General features: G+C 60.3%; 13 protein-coding genes. 10 read left to right on the plus strand and 3 right to left on the minus strand.

The genetic code is table 11. The features are described from left to right. Position 1: 1 nt before the first annotated feature. From JAO85_RS00700 to JAO85_RS00710, 3 genes are all read left to right on the plus strand, one after another. Positions 2-1,543 (plus strand): class I adenylate-forming enzyme family protein, encoded by a 1,542-nt coding sequence (locus JAO85_RS00700; RefSeq protein ID WP_202787227.1) that lies wholly within the window; start codon positions 2-4, stop codon positions 1,541-1,543. After that, a complete protein-coding gene (locus JAO85_RS00705; protein WP_039048497.1) occupies positions 1,540-2,343 on the plus strand; it encodes an SDR family oxidoreductase in 804 nt (267 codons plus the stop codon). The genes JAO85_RS00700 and JAO85_RS00705 overlap by 4 nt, the downstream gene beginning before the upstream one ends. Before the next feature lie 63 nt (positions 2,344-2,406). Continuing rightward, positions 2,407-3,996: a class I adenylate-forming enzyme family protein gene (locus JAO85_RS00710; RefSeq protein ID WP_012837860.1), complete on the plus strand. Its 1,590-nt coding sequence runs from the start codon at positions 2,407-2,409 to the stop codon at positions 3,994-3,996. Positions 3,997-4,050: 54 nt separating this feature from the next. Here the strand turns inward: JAO85_RS00710 and JAO85_RS00715 are convergent, their stop codons facing one another. Beyond that, positions 4,051-4,851, minus strand: a complete 801-nt coding sequence (locus tag JAO85_RS00715) for an SDR family oxidoreductase (RefSeq protein WP_046460730.1) — start codon at positions 4,849-4,851, stop codon at positions 4,051-4,053. A gap of 310 nt (positions 4,852-5,161) precedes the next feature. Between JAO85_RS00715 and JAO85_RS00720 the strand changes: the two genes are divergently transcribed. The 3 genes from JAO85_RS00720 to JAO85_RS00730 all read left to right on the plus strand — a co-directional run bounded on the left by JAO85_RS00720 (position 5,162) and on the right by JAO85_RS00730 (position 8,392). After that, positions 5,162-5,911, plus strand: coding sequence for an SDR family NAD(P)-dependent oxidoreductase (locus tag JAO85_RS00720; protein WP_202787228.1), 750 nt, complete (start codon positions 5,162-5,164; stop codon positions 5,909-5,911). Between the two features lie 9 nt (positions 5,912-5,920). Next, positions 5,921-7,384 (plus strand): NAD(P)/FAD-dependent oxidoreductase, encoded by a 1,464-nt coding sequence (locus JAO85_RS00725; protein WP_012837863.1) that lies wholly within the window; start codon positions 5,921-5,923, stop codon positions 7,382-7,384. A 66-nt stretch (positions 7,385-7,450) separates the two neighbouring features. Beyond that, on the plus strand, positions 7,451-8,392 hold the full coding sequence (locus JAO85_RS00730) for an alpha/beta hydrolase (protein ID WP_202787229.1): 942 nt from the start codon (positions 7,451-7,453) through the stop codon (positions 8,390-8,392). Positions 8,393-8,647: 255 nt separating this feature from the next. On the opposite strand, the gene JAO85_RS00735 is transcribed toward JAO85_RS00730, so the two are convergent. Together JAO85_RS00735 and JAO85_RS00740 are read right to left on the minus strand one after the other, a co-directional pair. Beyond that, complete coding sequence (locus JAO85_RS00735; RefSeq protein ID WP_012837865.1) at positions 8,648-10,654, minus strand: U32 family peptidase; 2,007 nt, start codon at positions 10,652-10,654, stop codon at positions 8,648-8,650. Positions 10,655-10,713: 59 nt separating this feature from the next. Further along, positions 10,714-11,448 (minus strand): NUDIX domain-containing protein, encoded by a 735-nt coding sequence (locus JAO85_RS00740; RefSeq protein WP_202787230.1) that lies wholly within the window; start codon positions 11,446-11,448, stop codon positions 10,714-10,716. A 237-nt stretch (positions 11,449-11,685) separates the two neighbouring features. On the opposite strand from JAO85_RS00740, the gene JAO85_RS00745 reads away from it, so the two are divergent. From JAO85_RS00745 to JAO85_RS00760, 4 genes are read left to right on the plus strand one after another with little or no spacing between them, the layout of a single operon-like run. Next, positions 11,686-12,237: an RNA 2'-phosphotransferase gene (locus tag JAO85_RS00745; protein WP_202787231.1), complete on the plus strand. Its 552-nt coding sequence runs from the start codon at positions 11,686-11,688 to the stop codon at positions 12,235-12,237. Further along, complete coding sequence (locus JAO85_RS00750) at positions 12,234-12,857, plus strand: HAD family hydrolase (protein ID WP_034393041.1); 624 nt, start codon at positions 12,234-12,236, stop codon at positions 12,855-12,857. Before JAO85_RS00745 ends, JAO85_RS00750 begins: the two co-directional genes overlap by 4 nt. Further along, positions 12,854-13,423 (plus strand): NADAR family protein, encoded by a 570-nt coding sequence (locus JAO85_RS00755; protein ID WP_034393045.1) that lies wholly within the window; start codon positions 12,854-12,856, stop codon positions 13,421-13,423. Before JAO85_RS00750 ends, JAO85_RS00755 begins: the two co-directional genes overlap by 4 nt. Continuing rightward, positions 13,420-14,331, plus strand: a complete 912-nt coding sequence (locus JAO85_RS00760) for an ADP-ribosylglycohydrolase family protein (RefSeq protein WP_202787232.1) — start codon at positions 13,420-13,422, stop codon at positions 14,329-14,331. The genes JAO85_RS00755 and JAO85_RS00760 overlap by 4 nt, the downstream gene beginning before the upstream one ends. Positions 14,332-14,647: the final 316 nt, after the last annotated feature.

Here is a 14,647-nt window from a genome sequence, read left to right on the forward strand (position 1 = left end):
GATGAACGCTTGTACTCCTCCTCGGACCGTGGCGCAGGCACTGGCGCAGACCGTAGCCGACCATCCCCACAGGAATGCCTATATCGACCAGGGGCGCAGCTACAGCTGGCAGCAGGTGGATGTGATGGCCGGCGCCTGGGCCGCCCATCTGTCCTCGCTGGGTCTGCGGCCCGGTGATCGCATCGGCATCATCCTGCCCAATGGTCTGCCCTGGGTGCTGAGCTATCTGGCTGCGGCGAAGACCGGGTTGGTCGTGGTGGGCCTCAGCGTCCGATACCGCGATGCCGAGCTGGACTTCATGCTGCAGGACAGCCAGGTCAAGGCCGTGCTTGCGCCGTGCGAGTTTGCCGGCTTCGACTACCAGAACACTCTGGCGCAGGCCCGTCGGCGTTTTGCGGCGCTGGAGCATCTGCTGTGGGTGGATGAAGGATTCGAGCAAGCGCTGCGGTCCGGCGCGAAAGCCTTGCATGAAGGCGACGGTCCTGCACCGGATGACCTGCTGATGATCATCTACACATCCGGCACCACGGGCAGGCCCAAGGCAGCGGGGCTGACGCATCGCTCTCAATTGGGCTCAGCGCTGGCGCAGCATGCGCATGTGAAGGCTGCGGCGGAGGATATGGTGCAACTGGCCATGCCGCTCAACCATGTGGGCGGCATTACCTGCGGGGTGCTGACCATGTTGCTGGCGGGCGGTTGCTGCGAGCTGGTGCCCATGTTCAGCCCCGAATCCGTGTTGAGGATGGCGCAAAAGCATCCGCCGACCTGGCTGGTGGGCGTGCCCACCATACTGACGCTGCTGCTCATGCATCCGCTTCTGGCCGAGGTGGATATGAGCCGGCTGCGCCTGATTGTGGTGGGCGGATCGAATGTGGAGCCGGTGTTGCTGCAGCGGCTGCAGCAGCAGTTTCCGGGCGTGAACATCATGAATCTCTACGGTCTGTCCGAGACTTCCGGGGCCATCGCGATGACACCTTGGCAGGCGGATCAGCAAGCCCTGCTGCACAGCATAGGCAAGCCGCTGCAAGGGGCGCAGCTGCGCGTGGCCGGGGCCGATGGCGAAGAGCTGCGCAGCGGCGAGGTGGGGGAACTGTGGTTTCGTGGTGCTGGGGTGATTCCGGCCTATGTTGGGCAGCAGCAGGACGAAGAGGTGTTTGCCGGCGGCTGGCTTCATTCGGGTGATCTGGGGTTTGTGGATGAGCAGGGCCTGATCCACCTCAAGGGGCGGCAAAAAGACATGTTCATACAGGGCGGCTTCAACGTCTATCCCAGCGAGGTGGAGGGCGTGATTGCCAGTCATGTAGGCGTGCTGATGGTCGCCGGCATAGGCGTGCCGGACCCCGTGCTGGGCGAGGTGGGGCGCTACTACATCGTGATCAAACCCGGTGCCAGCGTGAGCGAGGAGGAACTGCTCACGCATTGCCGCCAGCAGCTCGCTGACTACAAGCTGCCGCGCCAGCTGGTGTTTCGCACCGAGTTGCCGTTGACCCCGGCAGGAAAGATCCAGAAAGCCTTGTTGCGAGCAGAGGAGTGCTGTTCATGAATGTGCAATTCGATTTTTCGGGCCGCCATGTGATGGTGTTTGGCGGCACCACAGGCATCAACCTGGGCATTGCCCAGCACTACGCGATGGCAGGAGCCCGGGTCTCGGTCGTCAGCCGCAAGCAGGCCAATGTGGACGCGGCCCTGGCGACGCTGGGGGCGCAGGCCTTTGGCGTGGTAGCCGATGTGCGCGATGAACAGGCGGTGGCAGCGGCGCTGGCGCAGGCCGTGGCTTGCCACGGGCCGCTCGACGTGCTGGTGTCTGGTGCGGCAGGCAACTTCCTCGCACCTGCGGAGCAGATGTCGTCCAACGCTTTCAGGGTGGTGGTGGACATCGATCTGCTGGGCAGCTTTCATGTCGCGCGTCAGGCTCTGGTGCATCTGCGTCAGCCCGGGGCGAGCCTGATCTTCATCACCGCGCCGCAGTCCACCGTGCCCATGATGTACCAGGCCCATGTCTGCGCCGCCAAGGCGGGAGTGGACCACCTGGCGCGGGTACTGGCGCTGGAGTGGGGCGCCAAGGGCATTCGTGTGAACGCCATTTCCCCCGGCCCCATCGAGGGCACGGAAGGCATGCGCCGGCTGGCCCCGCAGGGGGCTGAAGGAGACGCTCTGGTACGCAGCATGGTGCCGCTGGGGCGCATGGGAACGACCGCGGACATTGCCCAGTTGGCCCTGTTTCTGGGCAGCGATGCGGCCAGCTATATCTCCGGCACGGTCATTGCCTGTGACGGCGGGGCGCAGGGCCAGCTTTCGCCCATGGTTGCTGCCGCCGCGATGGCCATGCCGCAGCAGGATTAGAGACACAACAAGAAAAAGCGTGGGTTATGGGTTCCGGGTTGCACACTATCAAGGAGACAAACCATGATCGAGATGAGTCTGACGAAGGAGGCACGGCGCATTCGGCGCATTGCGCTGGGTGATCTGCTCTACCGCAGTGCGCGCAAGTCTGGCAGCCGCACGGCGCTGGTCGATGGTGCTGAGCGCATCAGCTATGCCGAGCTGGATGCGCGAAGTTCGCGCTTCGCGCATTATTTGCTCTCGACGCTGGGGACGGGCAAGCAGATCGGCATGCTGTGCGCCAATTCCATAGACATGGTGGTGGCCTGCAATGCCATTCACAAGGCGGGGCAGGTGTGGGTGCCCGTCAATATCAAGCTGGAGGTATCGAGCATCGACTACATCCTGCGGCATGCAGAGGTGTCGGCAGTGGTGGTCGATCAGGAGTTGCTGGCCCTGCCCGGGCTGGCCGAAATTCTGCAGCAATTGCAGGTGCCGCTCATCATCACGCGCCTGCAAACGCAGCAAATACAGCCAGGACTGCCGGGCATGTCGTTGGCACAGTCCGAGGCAGGCCAGTCCGATGCTTTGCCCGAGGTTGATATTGACGACAACCAGGCGGCCTTGCTCATGTACACCAGCGGCACCACCGGCAATCCCAAGGGCGTGGTGCATTCTCATCTGTCGGTATATGCGGCGGTCAAGGGCAATATCGAGGAGATGAAATATGGCGAGGCCGATGTGCTCAGCGGCTGGTTGCCTCTGTTTCATTGCGCCCAGCATGCGCTGGTGCAGACTGCGCTGGCGGCAGGCGCTTGCACCGTGCTCACGCGGCAGTTTGTGCCGGCGGAGGTAGGGCAACTAGTGATGAAGGAAGGTGTGACGATCTTTGTCGGACTGCCCCTGATGTATGCCGCGGTGCTGGCCGATCCGGGTTTCGCGCCCAGCACCATCCGGCAGTGCATCTATGCCATGGCGCCCATTCCCAAACCCTTGATCGCCCAGATTGCGCAGCGCATGTGCCGCAATATCTCTCTAGCCACGGGGCAGACCGAGATATATCCGGCCACCATGACTTTCCACCCCTTGCTCAACGCCGAATGCGATGCCAATTTCTGGGGACGCTCTCTGAGCACTTGTGAGACCGCCGTTATGGATGACGATGGCAATCTGCTGGGAGCGGGTCAGGTCGGCGAGATCGTGCATCGCGGCCCCAATGTCATGCTGGGTTATTTCAAGGACCCCAAGGCGACGGCAGAGGCACAGAAGTTCGGCTGGCACCATACCGGCGACCTGGGCATGTGGGACGCACAGGGACGCATGGAGTTCATAGATCGCAAGAAGGACATGATCAAGACCGGCGGCGAGAACGTGGCCAGCGTGAAGGTTGAAGCCGTGGTGCTGGCGCATCCGGAGGTGGCGGCCGCCGCCGTGTTCGGTCTGCCGCACCCCCACTGGAGCGAGGCGGTCTGTGCCTTTGTCATGCGCAAGCCGGGGGCTCAGGTGGATTCGGAGTCGATACTGGCCCATTGCCGCAATCATCTCAGCGGCTTTGAAGTGCCAAAACTGGTCCATTTTGTGGAGGCCTTCCCGTCCACGGCGACGGGCAAGGTGCAGAAAAACGTGATGCGACGCCAGTTCGAGCAGGTGGCCAGAGAGCTTTGGGGCACCTGATATCCGGGTGTGCCCCGCAAATGCTGCCAGGGCCTGCAAAAGCAGGCTCTGGTTTCACTCTGCGGTCTCCTGCGTCCAGGACAGTACTGGGTCGGCTCGGGTCTCGATGAGCTTGTTGCGGGCCTTGAGCAGCGGGTCCAACATTTCCGGCTGAGGCACGATCCAGTATTCACCACGGTCAATGGCAGCAAAGACGCGGTTGGCGAACTCCTCGGTGTCCATGCCGTTTTCGTCGAGCAAATGGGTCATCATGCCGTGAAATTTTGCCGACGCCGCGTCAGGTGCTTCCCGGAAGATGGCTGTCCTGACGGGGCCTGGTGCCAGCAGCGAGACCTTGATTTGCGGATCAATGGCCGCGAGTTCGCCAGCCAGACCTTCGGTCAGCGCGACCACTGCGAACTTGGTGGCGGAGTAGGGGGCCATCATGGCGCTGGGCAGAAAACCGCCTACCGATGCTGTGTTGATGATGCGGGCAGGCCGGTTGGCCTTGAGCAGACGCGGCACAAAAGCGCGCAGGCCATTGACAATGCCGTTGACGTTGACTTGCCAGGCCTGCTGCCACTTGGCATCGCTGATCTCCCAGCTATTGCCGGTGCTGAGAACGCCTGCGTTGTTGAACAGCAGATCGACCTGACCAAAAGCTGCATAGGCCTTGTCGGCCAGTGTATCCAGCGACGCCTGGCTGGTGACATCGGTGGCCACGGCCAATGCCTGATCTCCCAGTTCCAGCGCGACTTTCTCAAGACCCGCCTGGTCGCGGTCTGCAACCACGACCTTCATTCCAAGAGTGACTGCCTTTTTGGCAAGGCCTGCACCAATTCCACTGGCTGCACCGGTGATGACTGCAACTTTCATGATTTCCTCATTGGCTAAATACGAATGGATTAAAGCATTTTCGGCTTATCTATATTTCTCACGAATTCCCGCTTGACAGTTATTGAAGGTGTTTACAGTCTTTATTGATTGATTAAATGGGAAGACCTGCTTGACATATAAAAAATCAGGGCACAGTACGTCCGAATGAATTAATGGTTTCCACTAGGGACTGTAAACACAAACTTATTTTGTAAAGAGGAAAAATCAGAGTGATTTGAATTTGAAAAGAACAAAGAATCTCAATCCTCATCGCCAATTGGTGGCGGTCAGCCAGTATTGAGGTTTGAAAATGAATCCATTCATCAGTGGTTTGGACGGAAAAGTGGTTCTGGTTACAGGTGGTGCCTCGGGCATAGGCCTGGCCAGCGCCCAGGCCCTGGCAGCCAGCGGAGCCAAGGTGGTGTGTGCCGATCTTCAGCAAAGCCAGGATTTGCCGCATGGCTGCGAATTTCGCAAGCTTGACGTGAGCAGCGAGAAGCTGACCAATGAGTTGGTTGCTTACATGCTGGACCGCTATGGGCAGATTGATGGGCTGGTGACTTCTGCTGGCATTTCCCGCGTGGGTGATCTGGAGAGCATGCCCTTGCAGGAGTGGGAGCAGGTACTGCAGGTCAATTTGACGGGGACCATGCTCAGTGCTCGTGCTGTGGCCAGCCACATGAAACAGCGTGGTCAGGGCTCCATCGTCACCATCGCCAGCATCAACGGAATGCTGGGCAACCCGACCAATCTGGCCTATTGCACCTCCAAGGGGGCTGTGATCCAGATGGTGCGCAGTCTGGCATCGGATCTCGGTCCTTACGGCGTGCGGGTCAACAGCATCAGCCCCGGCTATATCCATACACCCATGACCACCATGCTTGATGAACTGCCTGTAGGCCGGGCTTTCGAGGCCATGCATTTGCTCAAGCGTGCGGGCAGGCCGCAAGAGGTGGGTAATGCCGTGGCATTTTTGCTTTCCGATATTTCTTCATTTATTACCGGGGTCAATCTTCCGGTAGATGGTGGATTCTCTGCAGCAAAAGTAATTAATATTTAAGGAATTCCAATGAAATATGACGTCATAGTGATTGGTTGCGGAATGTCCGGAATTCTGGCTGGTATTCATCTGAAGAATAGCGGGAAGAAATTCATTATTCTGGAAAAGGCCGGGACATTGGGGGGGACCTGGCGGGATAATACTTATCCAGGCCTGACTTGCGATGTGCCATCGCACGCCTATACCTATTCTTTCGAGCCCAACCCCGAATGGTCTCGGGTACTTCCGCCCGGAGCCGAGATTCAGCAGTATTTCGAAGGCGTGTTCAAAAAATACGGTATTGCCGATTTTTCGCAGTTCGGTACCGAAATCACGCGTGCCGAATGGGCGTGCGATGCATGGACGCTGCAGGATCAGCATGGCAAGCAATACCAGGGCAAGGTGGTGGTTGCCGCCACAGGTGTGCTGCACCACCCCAACTATCCGCAGATCAAGGGCCTGGAGGAGTTCGAGGGGGACACGATTCACAGTGCACGCTGGGATCATTCTGTACCGCTGGACGGCAAGAGGATCGCCGTCATCGGCACGGGATCAACGGGCGTGCAAATTGTCTCCGCACTGGCGTCGCGTGCCAGGGTGCGGCATTTTCAGCGCACGGCCCAATGGATTTTCCCGGTCGAGAATCCGGCTTTCAGCGAAGAGCAGCGTGCCGAATTCCGCAGCAACCGCGATCTGCTGGTTTATCTGCAGCGCGAACCCACTTATGTAGCCAATGTGGAGCGCTTTACCGAGGGTGTGCTGGACCCGAATTCTGAGCAGATTCAGGAAATTCAGAAAATCTGCCAGGACAACCTGGATGGCTCTGTTGCAGACGCAGCCTTGCGTGAAAAACTGCAGCCTCATTACCGGGCTGGTTGCAAGCGCCTGATTTATTCACCCGACTATTACAAGGCGATCCAGCACCCCGATTCCGAGTTGATCACCGAAGCTATTGCCAAGGTCGAGAAAAAGGGAGTGCGTACCAGCGACGGTGTGCTGCATGAGGTGGACATCATCGTCCTGGCCACGGGATTCAAGACCGACCGCTATGTGCGCCCCATGAATGTGACGGGCCTGAACGGAGCCACGCTGGAGCAGGCCTGGAGCGATGTGCCCACGGCATACAAGTCCATCTCGGTGCCGGGCTTTCCCAACTTTTACTTCATGAACGGGCCGACTTCTCCCGTGGGCAACTTCTCGCTGATCGATACCTCGGAAATGCAGTGGGGCTACATCTCGCAACTGATAGAGCGGGGTCAACAAGCCGGTGTAGCAGGGCTTTCGGCCAGGCCCGAAGCCCTGGCTCAGTACGACCAGGAGCGCTTGCAGGCCGCCAAAGGCTCGGTCTTCGGCTCGGGCTGCAACAGCTGGTACCTGGATAGAAACGGTGTGCCCAACACCTGGCCGTGGTCGCAGTCGCGCTTCAGGCAGGAGATGAGTGCGCCGGTATGGCAGGACTATATCCACCACCAGACCGAAGAGCTTGTGGCCTGAGTGCCGTCTTGCGCCCGTCCTGGCCTGTCCTGGTCGGGCGCGCTCCATCAACTTCAAGGAGTCCCAATGCAGATACACCCAGAAATGGCTGCCGTGCTGGAGCAGTTCAAGGATGCTCCGACCATGGATTTTGTGGCCACTCCGGTGCCCGAAATCCGCAAGCTCATGGACCACATGGCCTTCCCGCCTGCCGACCTGCCCATGCATGAGGTGCGCGAAATCGACATTCCCGGTGGCGATGGCCAGCCGCTCAAGCTGCGCCTGTACCGTCCCGGCACCGCGCAGGCAGCGCCGGTCATGGTCTATTTTCACGGCGGCGGCTGGTGCATAGGCACGCTGGAAACGCATGACAATCTGTGCCGCCACCTGGCGCGTATTACCGGCATGAATATTGTGTCGGTCGATTACCGGCTGGCTCCCGAGCATGTCTTTCCTGCCGCGCTGGACGACGCCTATGCTGCCACGCGCTGGGTGGCACTGCATGCGGCAGAGCTGCATTGCGATGCGCGGCAGCTGATGGTGGCGGGCGACAGCGCGGGGGGCAATCTGGCCGTCGCCACCTGCCTGCGTGCAAAAGAAGACGGCTGGAGAGGCATATCCCGGCAACTGCTGTTCTATCCGGTCTGCGATGCGCATATGGATGCGCCATCGCATGCGCTTTATGGGCAGATGCCGTTTCTCACCACCGAAGCCATGGCCGCGATGTGGCGTCACTATCACCCTGCCATGCCTGCACATCCACTGGCCTCCATCATGCAGTACCCCGATCTCGCTGGTTTGCCGGCAGCAGTGCTGGTGACGGCGGAGCTGGACATATTGCGCGATGAAGGAGAGGCCTTTGGCCTGCGCCTGCAGCAGGCCGGCGTACCCGTTTCCAGCCTTCGTGCGCAAGGCATGTTGCATGGGTTTGCCAACTTCAGCACCCTGGTGCCGGCAGTGGCAAAGTTGCTGCAAGAGGCTTGTGCAAAGCTGTCTTTCGGCAAGATATCGGCTGTTGGACAAGCCTGATACATGCAACTGTTCATGTATACAGTTGTGTGATGGATGCCTCAGTTTTATCCCCGCATCATGTGGACGCTCTTGTGGAAAACTATGCTTTCAATCCTTGAAACCCGCGCCAGATGGTGATTTGCACGGATTGCCTAAAAAATAGACGATTTGAGTAAAGGGACTGAATCGAGGGTTTTTACCAGTGGTTCTGAGGTTGTAAAAAAGCCCGCCAACCGTTGCCGGTAGCGGGCTTTTTTGTGGGCTCAAACGTGCTCAGGAAAGTTGCTGAGGCGTGGGGCGTGTGCGGTAGAACTGCATGGGAGACTCTTTCATTTCCTTGGCATGCTGGTTGAGCACCGACTTCTTCATCTTGCCCACCACATGCATCTCGCAGGGCTTGCAGTCAAAGCGCAGCGTGAGCTTTTCCTTGCCGTTGATCAGCTGCAGCGGCTCTGCCTTGATGGTGCCTTTGACGCCGATCACGCCCTTGGCCTGCTTGGGACACAGGCTCATCGAGAAGCGCACGCAGTGCTTGGTGATCATCAGCGAGACTTCGCCTTCTTCTTCCTTGCTCTCGTAGGCGGCGTCGATGATCTTCACGCCATGTTTCACATAGAAGTCATGGGCCTTCTGGTTGTAGACATTGGCCAGATAGGTCAGCGTGTCCTCAGGAAAAGGCACGGGCGGCTCCACGGGCTTGGCACGGGGCAGGCGCACAAAGCCGTCGGCGCGGGCCTGCTCCAATGCGGCAACGGCATCGCGACGCAGCTGGTTGAGCACCGAGGCGGGTACAAACCAGGGCTGGCTCAGGCTCAGTGAAATATCGTTCACCTCGAAAACCGTCGCACCAAAGCGTCCCAGTTGCTCGCGCAGCGTGGCTTCTGCCTTGGCTGGGTCGGTGGCGCTCTGGTGCTCATGCGCGATGGCGGCAGCCCCGACAAATCCGTCCTCGTCGGTCAGCGTCAGCGCAAAGCCGGCAGCCGCTTCCTTGAACTCGGCCCATAGACCGATGCGGCGCTCGCTGGACTTTTTCTCCAGCGTGCGCACCCAGTCCATATCGCGGTTGCGGTTGATTTCCAGGCCCTTGCGCAGATCCTTGAATTCGGCAATCTCGTTTTTGGGGAAGACGCGCCAGATGCCTTTTTTGGCGCTCACGCATTCGGCACGGTTGATGTGCACGCCCACCAGTTCCTTTTGCAGATCGTAGTAGCACAGACCGTCGCCGTTGTGCAGCTCGGTGGCCTTGTCGCTGGTTTCGATCTCGAACCATTTGTCGCCGACCTGTGTCACCCAGCCTATGGCACGACCCGGTGTCTTGGGCGTGTCGAAGGCGCCGATGTCATCCTTGCGGCCGTTGACGAAGTAGTCTGTGAACTCGCGGTTGAAATTCTGGTCCGGATCGGGTTCGAACGAGAAAGTGGTGCGGCCTGACGACGAGCGCGCCAGCGGCTGATCGGAGAACTCGCGCTCCTCGATGATTTCGTCGAGCAGCTTGCGGTAATGGGCCGTGATGTTCTTCACATAGCCCATGTCCTTGTAGCGGCCCTCGATCTTGAAGCTGCGCACGCCGGCGTCGATCAGCGCGCGCAGGTTATCGCTCTGGTTGTTGTCCTTCATGGACAGCACGTGCTTTTCGTGCGCGATGATGCGGCCGCTGGCGTCTGTCACCTCATAAGGCAGGCGGCAGGCCTGGTTGCAGTCGCCACGGTTGGCGCTGCGTCCGGTATGGGCATGGCTGATGAAGCACTGGCCCGAGTAGGCCACGCACAGTGCGCCATGCACAAAGTATTCGATGGTGGTGCGGCTCGGGTCTGTCGCGGCGCGCACGGCGGCAATCTGTTTCAGATCCAGCTCGCGCGCCAGCACGATCTGCGACAGGCCGGCGTCCTGCAGAAAGCGGGCCTTCTCGGGCGTGCGGATATCGGTCTGGGTGGACGCGTGCAGCTGGATGGGGGGCAGATCGAGCTCCAGCAGGCCCATGTCCTGAATGATCAGCGCATCGGCGCCGGCGTTGTAGATCTGCCAGGCCATATCGCGTGCGCCTTGCAGCTCATCGTCGCGCAAGATGGTGTTGAGCGTGATGAAGATGCGGCTGCCAAAGCGGTGGGCATGCTTGATGAGCCGCTCCAGATCGCGGATGTCGTTGCCTGCAGTCGCTCGCGCGCCAAAGGCCGGTCCGCCGATATAGACGGCGTCCGCGCCGTGATTGACGGCTTCGATGCCGATATCGGCGTCGCGCGCCGGGGACAGGAGTTCGAGCTGGTGGGGCAGGAGAGACATAGGGGCAGGATTATCTCAGCAAGCCCCGGTTTCGGCACAGCGGCGGGTAATCGCCTGTATCAATGGCCGCGTGGGCTGAATGTGCGCGGAAATACCACGGGCCCGCTGCGGTCCGCCAGCCGGTAGCCCATGGCGGGGCGGTTCGACACGCCTTCCACATGGCCGGCTTCGACCAGAAAGTTCGCTGCCAGCATGCGGGTGCGAAAGCCGCTTTTGTCCACGCTGCGACCCAGCACGGTTTCATAGACTTGCTGCAACTGGGGCAGGGTGAAGGGCTCGTTCAGCAAAAAAGCGGGCAGCGAGGTGTATTCGACCTTGCTGCGAAGTCTCTCCACCGCAGCCTGCAAGATGCTGCCATGGTCAAACGCCAGTGCGGGCCGACGCTGCAATTCATCCACTTCGAACCAGGCCACATCGGCCGCATTGGCGCCTTTGGTCAGTTGCAGTTCATGGGCGGGAATCAGCGCAAAGTACACATGGGTGGCCGACCAGCCACGCGGATCACGTGCCGCGCCCCCCCAACTGCCAAGCTGTTCCAGATAAGGGCTGTCCACACCCGTCTTCTCCTTGAGCTTGCGCGCGGCGCAGGCCTGCAGATCGGCATCGAGATCCACATTCACAAACCCTCCGGGCAGGGCCCAGAGGCCGGGAAATGGATCGTCTTCATGGCCTGGGCGTTGCACCAGCAATACATTCAAGCGGGCTTGCGCAATCGTGAAGATCACCACATCCACCGTGGTGTAGGGACGGGGAAAGTCCGGCGCTGGCTTGGAGTGACGCTGTGTAACGGTCATGAATCAGGCTTGACTGGATGAATATTGGGTTGTATTGTACAACTTGTATAAGTTGTTCAATGCAACTTATATCTGTAGCTGGAGCACAGTCCAAGCATGCAGACGAATGCCGACAAAGCCGGGTCCGGGTTTGCGACCAGGCTGTGGCACCGCGGAAAGTACGCCCAGGCCGGGCCTCGGCAGCGCTAGAACCTGTCATGAGCCAGGACGACAGCTTCAAACAAAGAGAACAAGAAAATGAAAAATCAAAACACCACCGCACGCAGCAAGTTCCTCAGCCTGGTGCTGAGACACAGTCCCGAGACCATAGGCCTCAAACTCGACGATGCGGGTTGGGCCCACACCGATGAACTGCTGGCCTGTCTGGCGCGCTCCGGCCGATCCACCAGTCTGGAGGATTTGCAGATCATGGTGGCCAATAACAACAAGCAACGCTATTCCTTCAGCGCAGATGGCAAGCGCATACGCGCCAATCAGGGCCACTCCATCAAGGTCGAACTGGGTCTTGAGGCAAGACGCCCTCCGGCAGTGCTCTACCACGGCACGGCCACGCGTTTTCTGGATGCGATCTTTCATGAGGGCCTGAACCGGCAGTCACGCCATCATGTCCACTTGTCGGAAAGCCAGGCAGTGGCTGCTCAGGTCGGCAGTCGTCACGGCAAGCTGGCCTTGCTGCAGGTGGACGCCGCGCGTATGCAGGGCGAGGGCCATGTGTTCTACCGCTCCGACAACGGTGTGTGGCTGACCGATGTCGTCCCGGCCCGGTATCTGCTGAAGCTACCGTCATGAAAGTTTCAAAAATCATAGCTATCGACGCAGATGGCGTGCTGCTGGACTACAACCTCGCCTATGCCTCAGCCTGGGAGCGGGTATTTGGCGAGCGTCCGGTGTTGAAGCAGCCTGACGCCTACTGGGCCATGGAGCGATGGGGTGTCGCCAACTTGCAGGGCGAGGCTCTGAACCGTTTTCGCGCCAGTTTTGATGCGCAGTTCTGGTCCGGTATTCCCGCGATTGCAGGAGCGCTACAGGCTTGCGAGCAGCTGTGCGCCGCCGGTTACGAGCTGGTCTGTGTGTCGGCGATCAAGCCGCAGTTCGCCGAGGCTCGGCAGACCAATCTGCGCAAGCTGGGCTTTCCCATATCGCGTGTGATCGCCACCAGCAGCCGTACTGATCCGGGCCTCAGCCCCAAGGCTCAAGCCCTGGCCCAGTTGCAGCCCTTGGCATTTGTCGATGACTTTCTGCCGTATTTCGAAGGCGTGGGCGAGCGGATTCACAAGGCACTGGTGCTGCGCGAGCAAGGCGGGTCGCCCAATACCGGGCCGGGTCTGCAGGCCATTGACTCCACTCACGCCACGCTGGCGGGCTTTTCCCGTTGGTGGCTGAACCATTATCAAGAAGAACAGACATGAACCGAGATTACGAAATTCGATCCGTCCCCGATCTGGTGGCCCAGCTCGACCAAGGCTACCGCCCCAAATACCTTTGCTTCTGGGGCCATCAACCCGAAAAGAATGGCTCAGCGGGAAAAGGCTGCCTGAGCCAGTGGTTTCCTGCTCCATTCACCGTCGAAGGAGACCGCTTTGCCACGGCAGAGCATTTCATGATGGCAGCCAAGGCGCGGCTGTTCGGGGATGAAGAGGCGCGCGCGCAGGTGCTGGCTGCGCCGTCTCCGGCCAGTGCCAAGCAGATAGGGCGCAGCGTGCGAAATTTTGACGAGGCACGCTGGAAGGCGGAGTGCTTCGATATCGTGGTGCGCGCCAGTGTGGCCAAGTTCTCGCAGAACCCGGCCATGGGGGAGTTTCTGCTGAGAACTGGTGAGCGTGTACTGGTCGAGGCCAGTCCGCGCGACCGCATCTGGGGCATCGGCATGGGCGCGGCCAATCCCGACGCCGAGCAGCCGCGCAAATGGCGCGGACAGAACCTGCTGGGTTTCGCGCTGATGGCCGCGCGTGCACAGCTGAGGGCCGGACAATGAGCACGCTGGACCGTTTTGAAGGCGCTCTGCTGGGCCTGGCCTGCGGCGATGCCGTGGGCACGACGCTGGAGTTTCGGACGCGCGGCAGCTTTGCGCCGCTGACCGATATGGTGGGGGGCGGGCCGTTTTCACTGAGGGCCGGACAATGGACGGATGACACGTCCATGGCTTTGTGCCTGGCCGAGAGCCTGGTCGTCAAGGAAGGTTGCGACCCCGGGGACCAGATGACGCGCTACGCCAACTGGTATCAGTGGGGTTACTGGAGCTCCACCGGTCACTGCTTTGATATCGGCATGGCAACACGCGAGGCGATACAGCAATACCTGCGTACCGGCAATGCGCTGGCGGGAAGTGAAGATGCGCGCAGCGCCGGCAATGGCTCGCTGATGCGGCTGGCCCCGGTGGCCATGGCGTATGCCCATGACGAGCAAGAGGTGCAGGAGCGGGCGGCGCTGAGCTCTCGCACCACGCACGCGGCTGCGGAGTGCCTGGATGCCTGCCGTCTGTTTGCCGTGGCATTGAGCCGCGCCCTGCTGGGCGCCAACAAGGCGCAGGTGCTGGATCTGGCCGCGCTGCCGTTTGGCAGCCCACGCATTGCCGAGATTGCGCAAGGCAGCTGGCGCGGCAAAAGCCGCGAGCAGATCCAGAGCTCGGGCTATGTGGTGCACAGCCTGGAAGCAGCTTTGTGGTGTTTTGACAGGCTTGAGAGCTTTGAAGCCGTCGTTCTGGAGGCAGCCAATCTGGGTGACGATGCCGACACCACAGCGGCCATTGCCGGCCAGATCGCGGGGGCGTTCTGGGGGCGCAGAGGCATTCCTGCGCACTGGCTGGAAAGACTGTATCAGCAGGCTGATATTCGCGCGCTGGCGCAATCGATGTATGCGCTGAATCAGGCGCTGGCCCGATAGATTGCGCGTGGCCATGCTCCCACCACGGGACCTGCTCACACCGTGCAGGTAGGTCACAGATCCTTGGTTGTCGCCGCGGAGGTCGGGCCTGCACGGTCTGCGGGTGCCTGTGGCCGTGGTGAACTTGCCGGCCTTCAAAAAAAGGCTTTCCCTGCAGCCAGGAAAGTCCGGCGCAGCGTGCACCATCCCTGTCAACGCGGCACAATCAAGGCGCTGAGTCGAGTCGGCGATGGTGCAAGAGCATGGTCGGCAGCTTCAGCCGAAATCCGAAATATCCCCAGCAGCCGGAGTCTGTGCTCAACGCAGGAAGAGTCGG

Source organism: Comamonas sp. NyZ500 (assembly GCF_016772095.1).
Classification (GTDB): Bacteria; Pseudomonadota; Gammaproteobacteria; order Burkholderiales; family Burkholderiaceae_C; genus Comamonas; species Comamonas thiooxydans.